The 18,427-nt window shown below is 66.9% G+C and carries 21 protein-coding genes; all 21 read right to left on the bottom strand.

Annotated features, from left to right (window positions below; genetic code table 11):
- Window positions 1–7: 7 nt before the first annotated feature.
- A complete protein-coding gene (locus AAAV44_RS02265; protein ID WP_349114360.1) occupies window positions 8–916 on the bottom strand; it encodes a DUF6273 domain-containing protein in 909 nt (302 codons plus the stop codon).
- Window positions 917–928: 12 nt separating this feature from the next.
- Complete coding sequence (locus AAAV44_RS02270) at window positions 929–1,831, bottom strand: BppU family phage baseplate upper protein (RefSeq protein ID WP_349114361.1); 903 nt, start codon at window positions 1,829–1,831, stop codon at window positions 929–931.
- Window positions 1,832–1,834: 3 nt separating this feature from the next.
- A complete protein-coding gene (locus tag AAAV44_RS02275; protein ID WP_117637887.1) occupies window positions 1,835–2,155 on the bottom strand; it encodes a hypothetical protein in 321 nt (106 codons plus the stop codon).
- Window positions 2,156–2,176: 21 nt separating this feature from the next.
- A complete protein-coding gene (locus AAAV44_RS02280; protein WP_349114362.1) occupies window positions 2,177–4,729 on the bottom strand; it encodes a phage tail spike protein in 2,553 nt (850 codons plus the stop codon).
- Complete coding sequence (locus AAAV44_RS02285) at window positions 4,729–5,442, bottom strand: distal tail protein Dit (protein WP_349114363.1); 714 nt, start codon at window positions 5,440–5,442, stop codon at window positions 4,729–4,731. The genes AAAV44_RS02280 and AAAV44_RS02285 overlap by 1 nt, the downstream gene beginning before the upstream one ends.
- Window positions 5,439–7,910 (bottom strand): phage tail tape measure protein, encoded by a 2,472-nt coding sequence (locus tag AAAV44_RS02290; protein ID WP_349114364.1) that lies wholly within the window; start codon window positions 7,908–7,910, stop codon window positions 5,439–5,441. Before AAAV44_RS02290 ends, AAAV44_RS02285 begins: the two co-directional genes overlap by 4 nt.
- Window positions 7,911–7,912: 2 nt before the next feature.
- Window positions 7,913–8,569, bottom strand: a complete 657-nt coding sequence (locus tag AAAV44_RS02295; RefSeq protein ID WP_158551314.1) for a Gp15 family bacteriophage protein — start codon at window positions 8,567–8,569, stop codon at window positions 7,913–7,915.
- On the bottom strand, window positions 8,569–9,072 hold the full coding sequence (locus AAAV44_RS02300) for a hypothetical protein (protein ID WP_349114366.1): 504 nt from the start codon (window positions 9,070–9,072) through the stop codon (window positions 8,569–8,571). The genes AAAV44_RS02295 and AAAV44_RS02300 overlap by 1 nt, the downstream gene beginning before the upstream one ends.
- 108 nt (window positions 9,073–9,180) lie before the next feature.
- Window positions 9,181–9,897 (bottom strand): Ig-like domain-containing protein, encoded by a 717-nt coding sequence (locus tag AAAV44_RS02305; RefSeq protein WP_349114367.1) that lies wholly within the window; start codon window positions 9,895–9,897, stop codon window positions 9,181–9,183.
- Window positions 9,898–9,899: 2 nt separating this feature from the next.
- Window positions 9,900–10,298, bottom strand: coding sequence for a minor capsid protein (locus tag AAAV44_RS02310; RefSeq protein ID WP_349114369.1), 399 nt, complete (start codon window positions 10,296–10,298; stop codon window positions 9,900–9,902).
- 1 nt (window position 10,299) lies between these two features.
- On the bottom strand, window positions 10,300–10,638 hold the full coding sequence (locus AAAV44_RS02315) for a minor capsid protein (protein ID WP_349114371.1): 339 nt from the start codon (window positions 10,636–10,638) through the stop codon (window positions 10,300–10,302).
- 12 nt (window positions 10,639–10,650) lie between these two features.
- Window positions 10,651–10,944, bottom strand: coding sequence for a putative minor capsid protein (locus tag AAAV44_RS02320; RefSeq protein ID WP_349114373.1), 294 nt, complete (start codon window positions 10,942–10,944; stop codon window positions 10,651–10,653).
- A gap of 32 nt (window positions 10,945–10,976) precedes the next feature.
- Window positions 10,977–11,336 carry a hypothetical protein gene (locus AAAV44_RS02325; protein ID WP_281624141.1) on the bottom strand — a complete coding sequence of 120 codons (360 nt, stop codon included), beginning with the start codon at window positions 11,334–11,336 and terminating at the stop codon, window positions 10,977–10,979.
- Entirely contained in the window at window positions 11,326–11,490 is a 165-nt protein-coding gene (locus tag AAAV44_RS02330) for a hypothetical protein (RefSeq protein WP_349114375.1), read from the bottom strand. The genes AAAV44_RS02325 and AAAV44_RS02330 overlap by 11 nt, the downstream gene beginning before the upstream one ends.
- Window positions 11,491–11,507: 17 nt before the next feature.
- Window positions 11,508–12,389, bottom strand: coding sequence for a hypothetical protein (locus tag AAAV44_RS02335; RefSeq protein ID WP_349114377.1), 882 nt, complete (start codon window positions 12,387–12,389; stop codon window positions 11,508–11,510).
- Window positions 12,390–12,392: 3 nt separating this feature from the next.
- Window positions 12,393–12,950 carry a phage scaffolding protein gene (locus AAAV44_RS02340; protein WP_349114379.1) on the bottom strand — a complete coding sequence of 186 codons (558 nt, stop codon included), beginning with the start codon at window positions 12,948–12,950 and terminating at the stop codon, window positions 12,393–12,395.
- A gap of 202 nt (window positions 12,951–13,152) precedes the next feature.
- Window positions 13,153–13,317, bottom strand: a complete 165-nt coding sequence (locus AAAV44_RS02345; protein WP_349114380.1) for a hypothetical protein — start codon at window positions 13,315–13,317, stop codon at window positions 13,153–13,155.
- Window positions 13,290–14,960, bottom strand: a complete 1,671-nt coding sequence (locus AAAV44_RS02350) for a phage minor capsid protein (RefSeq protein WP_349114381.1) — start codon at window positions 14,958–14,960, stop codon at window positions 13,290–13,292. Before AAAV44_RS02350 ends, AAAV44_RS02345 begins: the two co-directional genes overlap by 28 nt.
- Before the next feature lie 50 nt (window positions 14,961–15,010).
- Window positions 15,011–16,525 (bottom strand): hypothetical protein, encoded by a 1,515-nt coding sequence (locus tag AAAV44_RS02355; protein WP_349114382.1) that lies wholly within the window; start codon window positions 16,523–16,525, stop codon window positions 15,011–15,013.
- A complete protein-coding gene (locus AAAV44_RS02360) occupies window positions 16,525–17,778 on the bottom strand; it encodes a phage terminase large subunit (protein WP_349114384.1) in 1,254 nt (417 codons plus the stop codon). The genes AAAV44_RS02355 and AAAV44_RS02360 overlap by 1 nt, the downstream gene beginning before the upstream one ends.
- Window positions 17,779–17,791: 13 nt before the next feature.
- Window positions 17,792–18,223: a hypothetical protein gene (locus AAAV44_RS02365; RefSeq protein WP_117765325.1), complete on the bottom strand. Its 432-nt coding sequence runs from the start codon at window positions 18,221–18,223 to the stop codon at window positions 17,792–17,794.
- Window positions 18,224–18,427 lie beyond the last annotated feature (204 nt).

Consider the following 18,427-nt stretch of genomic DNA (forward strand, 5'->3'; position numbering starts at 1 on the left):
CGGCTGGCTAGCCGACGAGGAAGCCGGGGCGGGGGCGAACCCAGACGTACGTCGCCGAGGTGTAGTTGGCAGAGCCGGTGGTGGTGACACAGCACACGTTGGACGCGGAGCCCGACGTAACGGAACGCAGCCACCAATCGCACCGACTTCCGTTGACTCGGTGCGCCGTGTCCCTGAACAAGTCCCACTGGCAGTCAAAGCCGACGCTGTAGCCCTTGGTGCCCCACACTGGGCAGCCGTACACCTCCATCTCGGACAGCGAGAACACCTTGCCGATATCCTGCCAGCTCCACGAGTTGGAGTCGTTGAGCGCGCCGCTGGCGCTGTAACGCTCCTCAAGCAGGACGCGCTGGGTCAGCAGGTACTTGGTCAGGCTCTCGGGCAGGCACGCCTCGAAGGCCGTCTCCCACGCCTTGAGGTTGCTGTTGGGGTAAGGGCATTTCTGGTCGGCGGTGCCCTGGTTCGTGTTGGTCGTGTTCCACATCAGGAAGCTGTCGTTGGCAACGCCGGTCACGGTCTTGGCCACGGCGATGGGCGCGGAGGCCACGAAGGCGATGTGGTGGCCTTTGGAGCTGTCGCCGCAGCAGTAGTACGGGTCGAAGTGCGCCAGGAGGAAGCGCACGGACTGCTGGGCCGCCACGCCCGACGCGCTTACCAGCGGCACGTCGATGTAGTCCCCCACGCGCAGGCCCGCGAAGTTGCCGTTGGCGGCTCGCCTGTGCAGCGCGTCGTACACGCTGCCGCTGCCGATCTCTCCCGCCAGGATGGTGGCGATGTTCTGCCCGCCGTACTTGCCGATTTGGCCCTGGCGGTTGTACTCGGCGTTGTTGAGCGCCGTCTGCGCGTTGCTGCGCGCGGTATCGTCGATGACCTCGTAGCCGATGCCGCCCACCGACAGGGTTTTCGCTTGTGCCATTTCGTTGCCTTTCTACTTGAGGTTGAGGGTTGTGCCGGACGCCGTGCAGGTGCTCCCGAACGTGATGGTGCTGCCAGATGCACTGGCCTTGGAGGCGGGGCAGTACACGGTGCCGTCGTCGTAGATGAACGCGTCCGTGGCGTCGGCCAGCTTGCCGTACAGGTCGGCTATCTGCTGCTTCTGCTTGGCCATGTCCGAGCTGCCCGCGCTGCCCTGCGCCACGCTGTTGGCTATCTGCAGGGCGATGTTTGCCGCCGCGTCGGCGTTCGAGGCCGCGCCGTTTGCCGCAGCCGTGGCGGCTTGCGAGGCCGTCTTCAGCTGCGACGCCTCGGTCACGCGGTCGCTTTCCGCCTTGGCTCGCTTCTTCTCGGCCTCTGCGCGCTTGGTTTCGGCGGTCTGGCGTGCCTTCTCGTTCGTGGCGCGCTGGTTTTCCGCGCTCGCGCGGGAGGCCTCGGCCTTCTGCATCTGCGCGTTCAGCGCGCTCACGTCGGCTAGCTGCCCTTCGAGGTTCGCGATGATCGCCTCCACCGCATCGACGTACGGGCCGGATATCTCGCCCGACGCGCTTGCCGAGGGCAACACATTCACCAGGACGTTCTCGGTGGTGGCGTCCAGCCCTGCCGCGTTCCGCACGCGCACGTAGCACACCTTGAGCAGCCCGGCCACGCCGAAGACGGCGGGGTCGACCGTCACGGTGGCCACGTTGTCGCTGATGCCAGTGAACTGCTGCTCCACGTAGGTGTGGTCGGGCTTCGCAGCCATGAGGTGCACCTTGCAGCCCGTCAGGGCCGCCTTCTTGTCGCCGTCGTAGATGGCGGCCTTCAGGACCTCGGCGCTGTCGCCCTGGTGCACGGTGATGACGGGCGGCGCTATGTTGGTCTTCTTGAGGTTGAGCGTAAGCTCGTGCGTTGCCATGCCTCATTCCTTTCCTTCGGCCGCAAGTGTCCGCGATATGTCGCCGGGCTGCGCTCTGTGGACCCCGCATATCTCCTCGTCGGTGAGCGCCGAGAAGTCCACGGCGTTAGCCTCGCCGCCTTCCGCGTCCATGACGGCCACGGGGCTGGACACGAGCGTGAAGCCGCCCTTGCCGTCGAACTCGAACACGTCTTCCGATTCCACGATGGCCCGCGCCGTGGCCGGGTCGCTGATGCACTCGAACACCGGAAGCGCCTCGGGCGGCTTCGGCGCACCGTCGAGCGCCTGCGGCGCTTCGGGCTGCTGCACAAGGTGGTAGAACATTCCGTTTCCTCTCTCGCTGGTCTAGTTTCCCGTGATGCTGCTCATGCCGGTGATGATTCCGTTCACCACGTTGATGGTGCCCCACGTCCAGTTGTTGCCGTTGTTGGTGATGCACCCGATGAACTGCGTGGAGCCCGTGTACCCGTAGGTGCCGCCGCTGCTCGGACTGGTTCCTATGGCGAACTTCGGGGCGAGTATCCTGGCGGTGCCCGACGACCCAATGTCTGCGCGGCTGCTATCCAGGTACACGTAGTTGTTGGAGTTCTCCTGCAGCTTCACGTACGCCGAGCCGCCCGCGTTGCTGTTGCCGCTCCTCATGTACAGCTGCTCGTCGGGATGGCTCATGTAGCCCGCGTAGTAGGGGGTCGTCAGCCACGTCTGGCGGTAGTAGCGGTTGACTGCCAGGAAGCCGTAGCCGCAGGCGGATATGCCCACGCCGTCGGTCGAGCTCGCCGTGGGGCTGTCCTTCGCGTGGACGGCCTCGATGGTGCAGTACTCGGTCGAGCCGTTCACGAACGACGCTCCCGGGTGGTTGTTCGTCGTCGTGCCGGTGGTGATGTAGTTGGTTGACGACGTGCCGACCATGTTGCAGCGGAACATGGAGGTGCTGCCAACCAGCACGGTGCCCGCGATGATGGAGCCGTTCTTGTCGTATATCTGGAAGCCGTTGGTGGCGTTGATATAGACCCTGTTGCCGTTGCTGTCGGTCATGAAGATGGAGCCGTCGCGCAGGTAGAAGGCCCCGCTGTCGAGGTCCCAGTACGAGTTCCCGCCTTTGATGCGGCCCGTGGTCAGCTCGTCGGCGGTCACGCCGTCGCCGGTTATGGCCGTGCGCCACTTCCACGCGCCGCTGGAGTACTTGGAGTTGGCCACGCCGATGATTCCGCCGCCTATCTTGACGCACTTGGTGGCGCTCTCGGGCTTTTTGTCGTACACCAGGATGCCTTGGCCGGGCTCCTCGTACACCCAGCCACCCGTGGTGTTCACCTCGCTGTTGAGCATGTCAACGATCTTCTTGCGGATATCAGTCGGCAGCTGGTCGAGCTGTTTCTGCAGCCCATCCACCTCGCCCTCGGCGCTCGTCAGCCGTTCGTTCAACTTGCCCGTGACGCCTTCCAGGTACTTCTTGTTGGCCTCGTCTATCTGCTTGAGCACGCTCTCGCTTTGCTCTATCGACGTGTCGGTGTACAGGCGCAGCACCTCGTCCAGGGCCAGGTTGCCGTCGTCGGAGTACTTCTTCAGCGCCTCCTCCAGCGTGGTGTCCCCGTTGTCGGCGTACTCCTTGAGGGCCTTGTCCAGCTCGTCCCTTATCTGGTCGGTGTAGTCCTGGGCGGCGCCGCCGACCTCCTTGGTGTACGCCTTCTGGCGCTCCTCGGCGGCCGCCAGGCTCTCGCCCCATTTGCCGGTCGATGCCTTGTTCGAGGCGTTCACGGCCTCGGTCACGGTCGCCCGGATGGTCGAGGCGGTGGACTTGGCGGCCGACTTCTGCGCGGCCATCAGCTCGGCGACCGTCTGGTAGTTGCCGAACGTGTAGGTGACCTCGCCGGGGCGCAGCTGGTCCTCCACCACCTTGGTGATGCGCGTGCGCACGCGCAGCGGCGGGTCGTACACCTTGTCCACCACGGTCACCAGGTCGCCCTCGTCCGCGCCCTCGAAGCCCTCGCCGGCGCGCGCAAGCGCCACGGCGTCCACAGTGTAGGACACGGTGGGCACGCACGACTTCGCCAGCTGCGCCTCGGTGAGCTTCTTCAGCTCGGCGGCGTCCTCGCAGTCGGAGAACTCCACGTCGCCGAACACGTGCGCCTTGCCGCCCTTGCCGTCGGGCCGTCCCCAGCGCGCCAGCGCGTCGGCCGACCCCACCCAGTTCTGCCCGCCGTTCACGCCGCCGAAGGTCAGCTTGCGATCGTAGCTGCCCGTCAGGTTGCCGTCCTCGTCGGCGGTCTGCAGGGACTTGCCGTAGCCGTACAGGGCGGTACACACGTTGCCCTCGTCCACGCTGCGCTTGACGCTCACGAGGTCCTTGGCGTAGGTGAAACGCTTGCCGTTGTCCTCGCCGACCTGCTTGGCCATGCACACGCGGCGTGCGGTCACCTTGGTGCCGCTCACCTGGATTTCGAACGACAGCTCGCCGCCCCAAGTGTCTGCCACGTCGTGGATGGCCGCCCATGCGTTGGTGTGGTAGAAGTTCGTGCCGGCCTGCCCGAGGTCAGCCACGGTTCCGACCTGCCAGCGCGAGGAGGACAGCGCCGAGGCCAGCGCGGCGTAGGCGCTCACGTCATAGGGGCGCTTGTCCTCCAGGTAGTCGCCCAGGAGCTCGATTTGCGCCGAGGTCGGGCAGTAGTACGTGTAGAGGATGCCCGCGCTTGCGCGCTCCTCCTCCACGCCGTCCACGATGTTCTCGTGCCAGCGGCCCTTGAGGTCGCGCCACACCAGGCGGTCGCCCTTGTCCAGGCGCGCCAGCGTTGTGATGCTCAGGGCGTTCTCGCCGTTGACCTCGCGCGTGTCCTCGCACTCGAACAGCGTCTTGATGGGTCCCTTGTACGCCTCCCAGCGGTCGCATGCCCACAGAATCATCAGCCTACGTACCTTTCCGTCCACTGTACCGTCGCGGTGCCGCTGGACAGCTTGAGGCTGTTGGCCCCCGGCTCCAGCGGGAAGAAGTCACTCTCGAAGGTCACGGGCGCGGGGCTGCCGTCCACCGTGGCCTGCGGGGCGGCCATGTCGATGACCACCGCGCTCGATGCCGTCACCGCCTTGTCGATCTGCACGAACTCGCCCGTGCCCATGTTCGTCAGCCGCAGCGCCGACGTGCTGCCGCCGGGCCTGACGGTCACGGTGGGGTAGGTGCGGAACGTCCCGCCCACCTGCACGCCCGAGGTGTCCGACACGGTTGCGCGCCCCTCGGCCCCGTAGGCCACGGGGTCGTATGCCGTGAATGTCAGCGTGGCCTCGCCGGTGTGCCACAACGTGTCGAGCGCGCCCGGCGAGGTCAGCACGGCCATGTAGCGCAGGCCCAGGTGCCTCTCGTCGTCCAGCCACAGCTCGGCCTCCTTGAGGCACAGCAGGCGCGAGGCCATGAGGCGGCGAAGGGCCGCCATATCGTCGGCGGGGCGTGCCCTCCAGGCCGCCGCCACGTCTATCGTCAGGGGTTTCAGCTCTGCGCGCATGAAGCGCGAGCCGGGCTGCCCGGGCACGTCGCGCGTGGCGATTTCGTACTCGGGCAGCAGCGAGCGGGTCACGAGCCGGGTGTCGAACCACGGCGCGAAGTCGAAGCCGTTGTATATCATGCGAAGCACTCCTGCCGTTTGATTTCCTTGGCTATCTGGCGGGAGATTTTCTCTATGTCGGCCTCCTCCCGCACGGTCGCGTACACGTTGATTGTCACGTTCGTGTCGCCGTGGCCCGCGCCGCCCTTGCCGTCGAGCAGCTTGGCGATGCCCTCGGCCAGCGGGCGCGCGCCGCGTTCGTTGAACGGCACGACACCCTCTGGACCGGCCTCGCCTACGCCGATGACGCTGGGGCCGTTGAACACGCCGCCCTTCGCGTACCAGTCGATTCCGAAGTGCGGAACGCTCGGCGGGTTGATGCTGAACCCGCCGGAGATGGACAGGTGCGGCAGCTTCAGGTGGGGAAGCGACCACGAGAAGTTGAAGAACCCCTTGATGGAGTCGATTACGTTTCGCACAGTGTCGCGGGCGCTGTTTATCGGCGTCTCGATGGCGCTCTTGATGGAGTTCCATATGCCGGCCACGGTGTCGCGGGCGGCGTTGAACACGCTGGAGATGGTGTCGCGGATGCCGTTGACGATGCCGGATATGGTCGAGCTGATGCCGTTCCACACATTCGACGCCGTGGTGCTCACGGCACCCCAAACGGAGTCCCACACGGCCTGTATCGCCGACAGCACCGCCGATATGGTGGAGCTGATGGCGTCGATGGCCGCGCCTATCGCCGAGGTGATGGCATCCCACACGCTGGAAGCGGTTGAGCTGACGGCACCCCACACCGTGTCCCACACGCCCTGAATCACCTCAAGGGCCGCGCTTATCACGTCGCTCACGTATTGGATGTACGTGCCGACCGCGCCGCATATGAGGTCCCACGCCGCCGTGAGCACGCCGCCGAAGTTCTCCCAGACGAAGTTCCAGGGTATGAGCAGCGTCTCGATGGCTAGGTTGAGTATTTCCGCGAGCAGCATCACGGCCACCTGCACAACGTTGCAGATGCCGTCCCACACGCCCGCGAGCGTCGCGCCCAGCCCGGAGAAGAACGCGCCTATCGACTCGGCGACCCCGCCGGCAACGCCGACGACCACCTTGAACGCGGCGCACACGGCATCCCACACGGCGGTCACGGCGTCGCGGAACTCCTCGCAGTTGTTCCACAGCAGCACCACTGCGGCGATGATGGCCGCTATTGCCGCTATCACGGGGTGCGCGGCTATAAGCCCCAGCGCGGCGGTGCCCGCCTTGCCCACGGCGGAGAAGGCAGCACCGATTTGCGGCACCACGCTGATGATGGTGCCGACGGTGGACAGCACCGGCCCGATGGCCGCCACTATGGTCGCTATGGCCAGCACGGCTGTCTGGCCGCCCTCGCCGATGCCGGCGAACCACTCGGAGAACGAGCGCACGACGCCGGCAACGCCGGTCGCGATGTTGAGGAGAGGCTGCCCCAGAGGCTCGATGGAGCCCTGCAGCTCGCGCATGGCCTCCTGCGATTTCACGGCGAAGCTGTCGGAGGCGGCCTCCTGGGCCTGCTGCGCAGCGCCCGCCACGTCGCCGAAGCTGTCCTGCACGCCCGCCAGGGACTCGATCATGCCCATGGCATTGTCCTCGCCCAGCGAGGACCACAGGGTGGAGGCCAGCGCGGCCTTGTCGTACTCGTTTGGCATCTGCGTGAGGTCGCCCAGCACCGCCTGCAGCATGTCCTCGGCGGTGGCGCTGCCGTTCTTGAAGTTCTCGAAGACCTCCTGCGTGCCCTCGCTGAACGAGCCGATGGATTCCTCCATGCGGCCGTCGGACAGCGCCGTCAGGAACTCGTTGAGGTAGTCGCCCACCTTGTCCAGGTTGTACGCGCCGTTGGACGTGCCCGCTTCTAGCAGCGAGAAGTACTCGCTGGCGCTCATTCCCGCCTCGCCCCATCGCACAGAGTATTCGCTCAGGTTGTCGCCCAGCTCGTCGGTGTAGTTCAGGCCGCGCTGCATGCCCGCCGTCAGCAGGTCGCTGGCCTCGGTGGCGGACAGCCCGAAGCCCTCCATGAGGGCGTTGGTGCCGCGTATGGACTCGTTCACGTCTGCGCCGAAGGTGTCCGACAGCATGAGTGCGTTGGTGGTGACGGTCTGCAGGTCCTCGTCGGACACGTCGCGAAGGGTGGACTTGCACTGGATCAGCGCATCGTTGACCTCGTCCAGGGACTGGCCCCAGCCACCCTCGTATATGCGCTTGCCTATGCCGCTGAAACGCTCGGCCTCCTCGCCGGACACGCCGAACGCGGCGGCTATGCGGGCGTTGGCCTGCTCGTAGTCGCTGGCCACGCCGAATACGGCCTTGCCGGCGGCCACCACGGGCGCGGTCAGCGTCACCGTGGCGGCCGTGCCGGCCTTCTTGAACGAGGACGACAGCTTCGCGGCCTTCTCGTCGCCCTCGGTTATGTTCTTCCAGGAGATGCCCTGGAGGTCGCGCTCCAGGGCCTTGATGTTCTTGGATACGTCAACGGTGTCGAGCACCGCTTTGATGATGACGTTGCCGTCCATGCTCACCTCGTCGCTCTCTTGAGCGCGGCGAACACATCGCGCATCGCCGCGTCGCTTCCTTCCTCAGAGCCGTGTGAGCTGCGGCCTTTGCCGAGTTCGAACGCCTTGTGGGCGGCGTTCCAGGCCTCGACCTCCTGCCTGTTGTATTTGGTTGGCTTCGGCTTGGTCGCCGGGTTGCGGTAGTGGATGGCCGCGCCGAGCGGCGTGTCCTGCGGGCAGCCGCCCACGAGTGCCACGAACTCGGCGAAGCTGATGCGACCGCGCACCTCGTCCCACTCGATGCCGTAGGCCTGGCGGAAGCTGGTGCGTATGCGCGCCGCGTCCTCCTCCAAGTCCCACAGCGGGGTCTCGTGCGGGCGGTCGCCGCTCAGGTCGAGTCCGCACATGTCCCATACCGCCGCGTCGCGCATCCGCACGAACTCGGCGGCGTCGTAGTCGCATGCGCACCACGCGTCCGCCCAGTCCACGAAGAACAGCGCCAGGAACTCGTCCCGGCGCTGGTCGTCGGACTTGCCCTCATCGGTCAGCACCTCGATGACGCGGATGATCGTGAGCGCGTCGTCGCGCACCAGCACCTCCTCGCCGTTCCACGGGTAGCGCGTGGCGCTCGTGCCATCGGGCAGCCGCACCCGCTCGGCCGTGAGCGCGGCTGGCAGCATTACTTGCCGCCCTTCTTCTTGCGCTTGGCCTTGGCGCGGCGCTGGGCGCGGTTGAGCGCCTGGACCTGATCGGCGCGCTCGCTGTATGCAAGGCCGCACGCCATCAGCTGCTCGCTGGTCGCGTGGCGCGCCAACATGTTGAGGAACGTGGCGAAGACCTCGCCCAGGATGCGGATGTTCTCCTCGGGCGCGATGGGGCCCTCGTCGCCGCCCATCCACGCGAGCAGCTGCTCCCAGCCCTCGGTGCCGATGAACGTCGAGATGGTACGCTTCATGAGGCGGGCCTGCGCGGCGTTGGCCTCGGCCGCCTTCTCGGGGGTGTCGGCCTCGCGGGCCATCTGCTCGTTGGCCTGCGCGCGGTCGATGGCGTTGCCGACCTTGGCCAGGTACTCCTCGATGTGCTTGTCGTCGAACCACACGCGGAAGCGCGGCGTGTCGGGGTTCTCCTCGGGGTCCTCGAAGAACACGTCCTCGTACTCGCGGATGTTTTTCAGAAGTTCCATTTGCTGCCCCTTTCGTGAGCGGTGAGCGTCGGGCATAGAAAAGGGGCGCGGGCCGCTCACTAGCCCGCGCCCCCATGTCCAGGAGGTTATGTCTGGTGTCGCCTGCGGCTACTTCGACGCCACGGTGACCTTCACCTGCGTGCAGATGCTCGGCTTGGACGCGCAGCGCACGGTGATGACCGCCTCGCCTGCGGCCACGCCCGTCACGTTGCCGTCGCTGTCGACGGTGGCCACGTCGGTGTTGCCCGATGCGAAGAAGCACTTGGCGTTCGCCTCGGCGGGCGTGACGGTCGGCGCGAGCTTCATGGACTTGCCCACGGCCGGGCCGGTCGGCGCGGTGCAGGTGACGCCCGTGGGCTGCTTGAGCTTGTTGGCGGGGATGTAGCGCATAGCGCCAGCGCCCGAGATTGTGCAGGAGAACGCGCCGGGGTCGGACGCCGCGCCCTGCTGCGAGCCGACGGTCAGGCCCAGGTAGGTGCAGTCGCCCTCCACCACGTCGCCGTTGGGGTCGGTGTGGCGGAAGTGGCCCGTGCGGCCCTCGCCGGTCTCAAGCGCCAGGCTGGCAACGAAGTCCTGCGCGGGGTCGCCGTAGCAGCGGTCGCCTGTGACCTCGTACTGCGGCTGCACGCTCTTCACCTTGTCGGTGGGAGTGCCGTAGCCGTCGTAGTAGTCCTTGGTCTCGGTGGTCTCGTTGGTGGTCGGCTTCACCTCGGTGATGCCGCGCGAGAAGATGGCCCACGTGGGGCTGGCCGCGTCTGGCGTGGTGTCGATCTCCAGCGCGCTCATGTAGTTGGGCGCGAAGCCCAGGTCTTGGTTCTTTGCCATCGTTATCCCTTCTCTATGGTTATGATCGCTTTGATTCGGAACTCCCACAGGTACGGCCCGCCCTCCGGGGGCGTTATCTCCTGCGGCTCGGTGTACAGCGCCGCGCTCGTGAACCCGTAGGAGCCCGTGGGCGAGGACAGGTCGGCCCCGTCCAGCGCGTCGGCCAGGTCGTAGGCGTCGGTCATGGCCTTGATCTCCGAGGCCGCCTTCACGATGACCTGAAACACGTAGCCCACGCGGCGGGTGCCGTCCATGTGGCGCACCACGTCGGCCGTGGGCATGGGCCGCAGCACCACCGCGTCGTCGTGGCCGCGCGAGGCGGCCAGGCGGGTGAGGAGCACGGGTCCGTAGCCCAGGGCCTCTATGGCGGCCTTCGCCGCCTCCATCACGTCCGGGGCCATGTCACGCCCCCTCGGTCAGGAGGTCGACCGCCAGGCGCCTCCAGTCCTCGCCGTGCGCATCCTTCGCGGCCTTCGGCCAGTCCGCCCGCGCCCTCGGGTTCTTGCCGTGCTTGATTCTCGAATCGGGCAGGTCTCGAACGTATGCGGCGTAGTCGGGGTCCCATATCACGAGGCCCTGCCTGAAGTCGGAGGCCGCCTTCATGGAGTTGTGCAAGTCTTGGGAGTCCTCGGGCGTGTACACGTTCATGTCCTCGGCCACGCTCATGGCGAACTTCACCTGCTTGGCCTCCAGCTCCTTCGCGCTGAAACGCTTCATGAGCTTGGTCAGGTCGACAGTCACCGCCGCCGGCATCTACCTCACCTCCAGTTCCCAGTGGTGGGGGCGCGTACCGAACGCGCGGCGGGGCGTGCACCTCGCCACGTTCATCCACTCGCCCCCGTCGATGCTCACGCGGCTGCCCACTGGCACGTCGAACATGCCCGGGCTGTCCGCGCCGTCTGCTATCACGAGGCCCTGCGCCCCGTCGCCCAGGGCGTACTCGCGAACGAGCCACGCCGAGACGGGCTCGAAGCGCACGCGGCGCACCTCGACGGGATTCTCGAACTCGCCGCCGTAGCCGCCCTCCCTGGGCACCTTGACGAACATGGTGGAGGGCCGCGCCGAGCGCGGCACCCGCATCATCTCGCGCCCCCGATGCCGGAGAACAGGAGCGGCGTGCCCAGCAGCTCGCGGCGTATCGCGGCCTCCATGTCGCTGCGGTAGGTGCTCGCGTCGCCCGTGCCCGGCGACCACGTGAACGAGCCGACGGTGAAGCCGCCGCCCTCCATGGCCCCGCCGGAGCATCCGTACGCGGCGTCCACCTCGCAGGCGGCCATGACCGCGCGCGCCCACTCCTCGGAGCCGTCCGGCTCGTTGGGGAACGTCAGCTCGCGCACCCAGGCCAGCGCATGGGGGAGCGCCGCCTTGTACTCCTCTGCGGTCAGCTCCCCGCGCCCTGCCGCCCGGTAGTCCTCGTAGGCCGGTGCGCTATCGTCCATCGCCCTCGGCCGCCTCGGGCTTCTCTGCGGGCTCGGCCTTCTCGGCGGCCTGGTCTTCCGCCGCTTCCGCCTCGGGCTTCTCGGTCTTGCCCTTGGCGGGCCTCGTCTTCTTGGCGGCGGCCTTCTTCTCGAAGGTCAGTCCAACGGTTCGCATAACGCGCTCCCTTCCTTCTACGCGGCCTTGATGTTTGCGGTGATGTAGTGCGACATGTTCTCGCGCACGCCGCACACGCCGTACTTGCGGTACTTGAACAGGTGGCCGAAGCCCTGCTGGTTGTCCTCTGCTGGGATGACCTTGCCCTTCGCGAAGTTCCAGCGCAGCACCACGGCGTCCTTGTGGACAATCAGGAAGTTCATGTCCACCGCGCCGGTGCCCTTCTTGTAGTGGCCGATCTCCTCGTCCTTCGTCGCGCCGTCCAAAAGGTCGATGGCGCTGTAGAAGCGGGACTGCGGCACCTCCACGATGGAGGAGAAGCCGTCAAGCGCCTCGCGGGACTTGGTGGTGTCCAGGTCCTTCACCATTCCCAGCAGGGTGGGGGTGATGAACAGCACGCGGCCCTCTTTCGGCACCTCCTTCTCGCTCATGTCGCACATGGCGGCGTTGAGGCCCTTGAGCATTTCCGCGCCGTCGGCGTAGGTCTTCTGCTCCTTGGTGATGCCGGTGCCGGCGCACAGCGTGGAGAACACGAACGCATCGCCCTCCGGCACCACCTTTTCGCGGTTGAAGTGCGCGGCCGCGTTGCCGAACGCCAGGTTGAAGGACTGGGCGTCCACCTTCTCGTCGATTTCCAGGATGGTGCCTCGGTCGTAGTTCGCGCTGATGGGCTTCCAGGTCATGGACACGCCGCTGTTCTGGGGCAGTCGCCCGTTGGCCTGCACGTCTCCCAGGCCGCCCATGGAGTAGACGGGGTAGTAGAACTGGCCCAGCTGCTCCATCTGCGCGATGTTGCCCTGCGGCGCGGCGCTCTCAAGCACTGCGGTCAGGGATTCCTTGCGGTACGCCTCCATGAGCACGTTCTCGTAGCCCTTGGGCAGTTCGATGTTGTTTGGCATGATTTACTCCTTTGAAGATTCGTCGGTGAGTCCGAAAGCTGCGCGGAAGTCGGCCAGGCCGTCGGAGCCTGCGCCGCCCTTGGGGTCGCCGCCCGCGCTCTCGCGGGGCTGGTCGGTGAACATGTAGGCGTTGTCCTTCTTCAGGGCCTCGAAGTCGATGCCCGTTAGGTTGCCCTGCTCGTCCAGCTTCGCGTCGGCGATGTTCGGGATGATCGCGCGTGCCGCCTTGGCGTTGCGCACCCCCATCTGCGCCAGCTTGGTGTCGATGGCGAAGTCGCGGCGCATGTCGGCCTCGCGCTTCTCGGCGTCGGCCTTGTACGCCTCGTTGTCGGCCTTGGCCTTGTCGAGCGCGGCCTGCAGCTCCTCGGCGTTGCCCGCCTTGGAGGTGAACTCCTCGATCTGCTTGTCGCGCTGCTCCAGCTCGGCCTTGAGGGCCTTCATCTGCTCCTGGTACTCGTCGGTTTCGCGCTTGTACTTCGCGTAGGACACGACCTCCTTCTGGGGCTCGGTCTGCTGGCCTTCGCCGCCCTCGTTTCCCTGGGGCTTGTTGTCTTCAGCCATCGCTTGCTCCTTCCGTGTTTGGTTGTCGCGCTTCCCTGCGCGCTTGGATGGCCCACCGTTGTCGCCGTGGTCGCGTGCGGGGCATGTTGTCGCCGCCCCATCGCGTGACCGCATCTTCCCCGAGGTGTCGCCAGGCAAAAGAAAAGGCCGCCCGTTCGTGGGCGGCCCGGTAGCCGTGTCACTATTCGGTTGTCGCCGGTGCCTAGTGCATCAGGCCCTCTTCGCGCAGGACCTTGCGGCATTCGGCGTAAAGCTCCTCGCGTTCCTTTTTGGTCAGCTTCTCGGCGGCATTCGATTCGGAGGCGCTGTCGTCGATGACCAGCACCCAGTCCTCGGGCGTCACTTCTTTTTTGTCAGCCTGAACCATTTCTCCTCCTCGTTCGCCTGGTAGAGCATTTCGGTTGCGCAGTCCTCTATGAACCTGCCGTCGGCATTCGGGTGCCTGGCCTTCGCCAGTTCCCGCATTCTCTCGTACGCCTTCACCACGCCGGGGTCGGTCACCTTGATTTCGTAGATTGTACCATCGTGGCACGCCACCACCGAGCTGCGCACCCAGTCGTTTTCCGCCACCGTTCGAATGTCGGTCCACGACGGCGGCGAGCTCATGGGGTGGTTGTGGATCAGCACCACGCCGCCCTTGGTGCGCCTGCACGCCTCCACCTGCTTGGCGGTCAGGCCGCACGCCTGGCTCTTCAGGCCGTGCCCGAAGGTATCGGTGACGCGCTCGCCCTTCTTCCACGACACGACGGACATGCGTTCGTAGCCCGTGCCGTCGCGGTCGCGCAGGATGCGGCGGCTCTCGGCGTACACGGCCTCGCTTGCGCGCTTCGGGATGGGAAGGGACGCCACCTTGTCGTGGTAGGCCCTGCCGTTCACGGCGCGGCGGCTCACGTCTGCGGCGGTGCCCGCGCCCTTGCCCGGCATGAACTTCTCGCGCACCCAGGTCTTGTCCGTGGCAAGCGGGTAGATGCGATCCTTCGATTCCACGGCAGCCTCGCGCGTGCGCTCGCGGGACAGGTAGGGATGGGCGGCTATGTGCTCGCGCTGGCGCTTCTGCAGCTTGCCCAGGCGCAGGCGCTCCTTGGTGTTGTCGAGCCCGGCGGCCTCCAGGGCCGTTGCCTCGCGCTTGGCGGCGCGTATGCCGCGCTCAAGCTCGCGCTGCTTCTGCTCTGCCTGGTATCGCTCCTCGCGCTTCTCGTCGCCGCCATCGGGATCGCGCTCGTACCGCAGCTGCTGGCCCTCCACGTAGATGCCGAAGTCGTGCTTGCAGTTCGCGCCGCACAGGCCATCGACAGAGCCGTAGCCCGTCTCGCGGTAGAACGGCGGGTACTTCTTGGACTTGCCCGACAGGCTGAACACGCGGCCCTGCCACTTGGCGTGGCTCTCGCGCGCCCCGCCGTGCGAGGAGGTCTGCACGAGGTCGTGCCCGGTCTCTTCAAGCAGCTCCAGCGTGTTGCGGCTGCCGGCCTGCACCGCCTGCGTGCGAATGTGGCGGCGCATGGCCACGTCGGGCTGCGCCCACGCCCCGCTCTTGTAGTCCACGACGGACACGCCGCGCCGCGCCAGCTTCAGCACGGCCTCGCGGGTGGCCTGCTCGTAGCCCGCCATGCCCGAGTTCACCCGAGCCACGGCCTGCGCCACGACTTCGAGGTAGGCGCGCTGCACGTTGACGGGCATCTTCAGGTTGTCGCGGCTCACGACGTCCTGCACTCCCGCCGCCGTGGCCCGCGCTGAGTTGTGCAGCCTCCACTGCATCGTCTTGGACAGCGCGCCCATGGCCGTGCCCAGCGTGGCCAGGTCGGCCTCGGCGCTCTTGGCTACGGCCTCGGCCGCAGCCTTGGCAGCCTCGCGCGCGGCTCTGCGGCCCTCCTCGCTCATAGCCTTCTGCACGTCCTTGGCGGCAAGCGCCGCCTTGCGGGCGGCCTGCGAGTAGGCGCTGTCGCCCTCGAAGTCGATGGAGCCTATGAGCGCGGCGTAGATGCACACCAGGCGCAGGGTGTATTCGTCCATGGCCCCCTGCGCTGCGTCGGTGAAGTGCTCTATGTAGTCCGGCCCCAGCATCAGGCGAGCCCGTCGCCCAGCATGTCGAACGCGCCGCCCTGCTGCTCGGGCACGTTGGCCTTGGCCTCGTTGCTGGTCTCGCCGTAGAAGCGGCGGCGGTACTCCCACGGGGCCATGATGCCCGCGCCGACCTCGCTCATGGCCATCTCGCGTGCGCTCTGCGTGTCGCTGATGATGGAGTCGTCGAAGTCCACGGTGACGTCGCCGTAGGGCACGGCCTCGCCCTTGATGCTGCGGCACGCGTCGGCCATGCCGTTCACGAGGCGCACGATGGACTTGCGCAGGGCGTTCTCGTGCCGGTGGATGGATCGCATCAGCTGCGAGTTGTCGGCCGCCACCTCCTTGGCGGTCTTCAGGCCCGTGTGCGACTCCCAGGAGAAGTAGCCGTTGCCGAAGCCGCACGCCATCGACAGCAGGCGCAGGCCCGTGTTGATGGCGCTGGCGTTCTCGTCGGCCTTGAGGTCGCTCTGGACGGTCTGAATCTTGGCCGACCCCTCGTCGCCGGGGTTCATGCTGAAGATGGTGTCGTCGGCCTCGCCGAAGGCGTAGTAGGTCTTCGTGAGGCTGCCGTCCGGCCCCTTGTCGGTCTTGGCCTCTATGAGGGTCTTGTCCACGAACGTGCGCGGGCGGCCCACGCGAATGTGGTCGAGCAGGGAGGTGGCGGCCTCGTCCACCACCTTCATGGCCCCCACGGCGTTGCAGTACACGCTCGCGCCCATCGCGCAGTAGTCGTAGTAGCGGTTCGACACGGCGGGGCGCACCAGGCTGAACAGCGGGCGGGTGCAGTGCGTGTCCATGTCGGCGCTGATGCCCCCGACCGCCACCTGCTTGTGCGTCTTGGTGTCGAACAGCTGCGTGAGGATGTGGTAGGTGCCGCCCTTGAGCACGTGCGCCTGGCACTGGTCGTAGTCGCGGCCGCCTACCTCCACGCGGCCCACGAACGCGCACTGCGTGCAGTCGTCGGCGCTCCACGTCAGCGGGAGTATCTGGGTGGCGTCGTATCGGACGATGCGCAGGTCGGCGTCCGGGGTGTAGGCGCTGTCCGTCACGTCGCGCGGCTCGATGACCCACGCGCCGGTCCCCATGGCGAACGCTCGGGCTATGAAGTCGGCGTTGTCCATGGCGAACGATGTGGGCGCGTCGCCGTCCTCCGTGGGCTGCTGCGCCGGCGCGTCGTCCTCCGGCGCCTCCTGGCCGTCCCCGCCGGTCGCCGTGGGGTTGGCGAAGTATCGCGCCATCCACGCGCGGCGCTCGTCGCTCGTGCTGGAGATGATCGTGCTCTCGTTCATTATCAGGCTGGCCCACTCGTCGGCCACCAGCGCGGCCGGGTGAAGGCTCGCGCGCTCGCGCTTGTACACGCGGAAGCCTCGCCGCTCGCTGTAGTGGTACCAGCCGTTGTTCGCCGCGAACCACCCGAACCAGACGTCCACCATGCCCTGCATGCGGGTGTCCGGCTGGTATCCCATGCGGCGCAGCCACGCCTCGGCGTAGCCCGTGTTCCCTCGTTTCTCCATCAGAGGTTGCTCCTTATCCAAAGCCCTGCGGCGTAGCCCGCCGCGTCTATCGGGTCGTCGTTCACCTTCGGCAGTGTCTCGGTTATGTCGCCGTGCCCGTTCGACACGTACTCGAACTCGGGGAACTCCTTGGCGGCGAGCGGGCAGCGGTCAGGGTCGATGACCACGCGCGTCAGGTTCTGCATCCACCTGACGCGGTTCTTGGGCGAGTTGAGGCCCTGCTTGAACGCCTTCTGGGCGCTGATGCCCTGCTCCTGGTAGTAGAGGATCATGCCGCGCGCCGCGCTGTCGCACCACACGTCTGCGGCGGGGTCGCCGGCTTCCTCCAGCTTCGAGGCCACCAGCTCGGCGGTCTTCGGGTCGACGGCCTCGACGCCCTGGCGGCTCTCCTCGTCGAGCAGGTACAGCACGCGCTCGTTCTCGTCGTAGCCGACCTCGACGAACACCCACGGGTGCACGCTGCCCGCGTCCACGCCGAACGAGCGCAGGGAGATGGACGCGCGCTCCTCGTCCGTTATGGGCCTGATCTCCAGCAGCTCGTCGGAAAACACCTCGGAGCCGGTGCCCGTCACCTTGCCGAGCCACTGCCAGGCGTACGAGTCGGGCGTCTTGCGGCGGCTGCGCTCTGCCTCCGCCAGCGCGGTGGCGCTTATCCATTCGGGGTGCTCGTCTATGACGTCCAGGTACGTGGTGTGGCATATGAAGCGCCCGTCCTCGCCCGGGTGGGCCTCCAGGTCGCGCGCCTCCTTGTTCACCCAGTTGCGCGCCGAGCGCGGGGGGTTGTAGCTGTAGAAGACCCAGAACACGTCGCCGCCGCGCAGGAACGTGGCCAGCACGCTGCGCACCTCGTCCATGCCGTCGAACTCGTCTACCTCCTCGAACCACACCACGGCGCAGTAGCCGGTGCGGAACTTCGCGGACTTCAGCTTCTTCGGCTTGTCGCATCCCACAAAGCGTATGACCTGCCCGGTGGGGCGGTACGTCACCTCCATGGGGGACAGGCCGAAGTCGAACAGGTGCGCCACGCCCAGCACGTCGCACGCCCAGCCTATCTGCTCGTACACGGACGTGCGCAGCGTGTTGCCGACCTTGCGCAGCACGACGGCGTTGGCCTCCGGGTTGAGCATGATCAGCAGCACGATGGCGATGGATATGAACGACGACTTGGTGGAGTTGCGCCCGCCCTTGAACCAGTAGTGCGTGAACTCGTGCGCCTTGATGGAGCGCCACACGCCGGCGAACACGGAGGCCACGACGTCCGAGAGCCTAACCGAGGTCGTCAACGATAGTCACCCCCGCCTCCGCCATGGCGGCCTTCGCGCCGTCCACGCCGAACATGTCGTTGAGCAGCTTCACGCTCTCGGTTATGGCCAGGCGCGCGTCGCCGTTGATGCTGCCCTCGGCCGCCTGGCGGCGGAAGATGGGCAGCGCGCCGTCCAGCACCTCGAACAGCGGGGCGGCCGCGTCCTGCAGCTCCCAGCGGCAGTCCTTGGCGGCCGCGTCGCGGATTTCCTGGATTCTGTGCGCGATTCGTGGGTCGCGCATCAGCTTGGAGGCGGCGCAGCTTATCGAGTTGTAGTTCATGCGCTTGCAGTCGTAGGCCGCGCGGTACGCGTCCTGCTGCTTGGCGCGGGGCTTGGCCATCTCGCGGGCGAACGCCTCCTGCTTCGCCGTGAGCGGCTTGTCCTTCTTGGGCACCTGCGGCCTCCTTCCTGATTAGTTTCGCGCTAGCCAAGCGACGCGATCACATCGCGCTCGCGCGGCGAAAGCGCGAAACGCTCTGCGGCTGCACGCTCTGCGGCTGCACGCTCTGCGGCTGCACGCTCTGCGGCTGCACGCTCTGCGGCTGCACGCTCTGCGGCTGCACGCTCTGCGGCTGCACGCTCTGCGGCTGCACGCTCT

The sequence above is a fragment of the Collinsella sp. CLA-AP-H1 genome (assembly GCF_040092945.1).
Classification (GTDB): Bacteria; Actinomycetota; Coriobacteriia; order Coriobacteriales; family Coriobacteriaceae; genus Collinsella.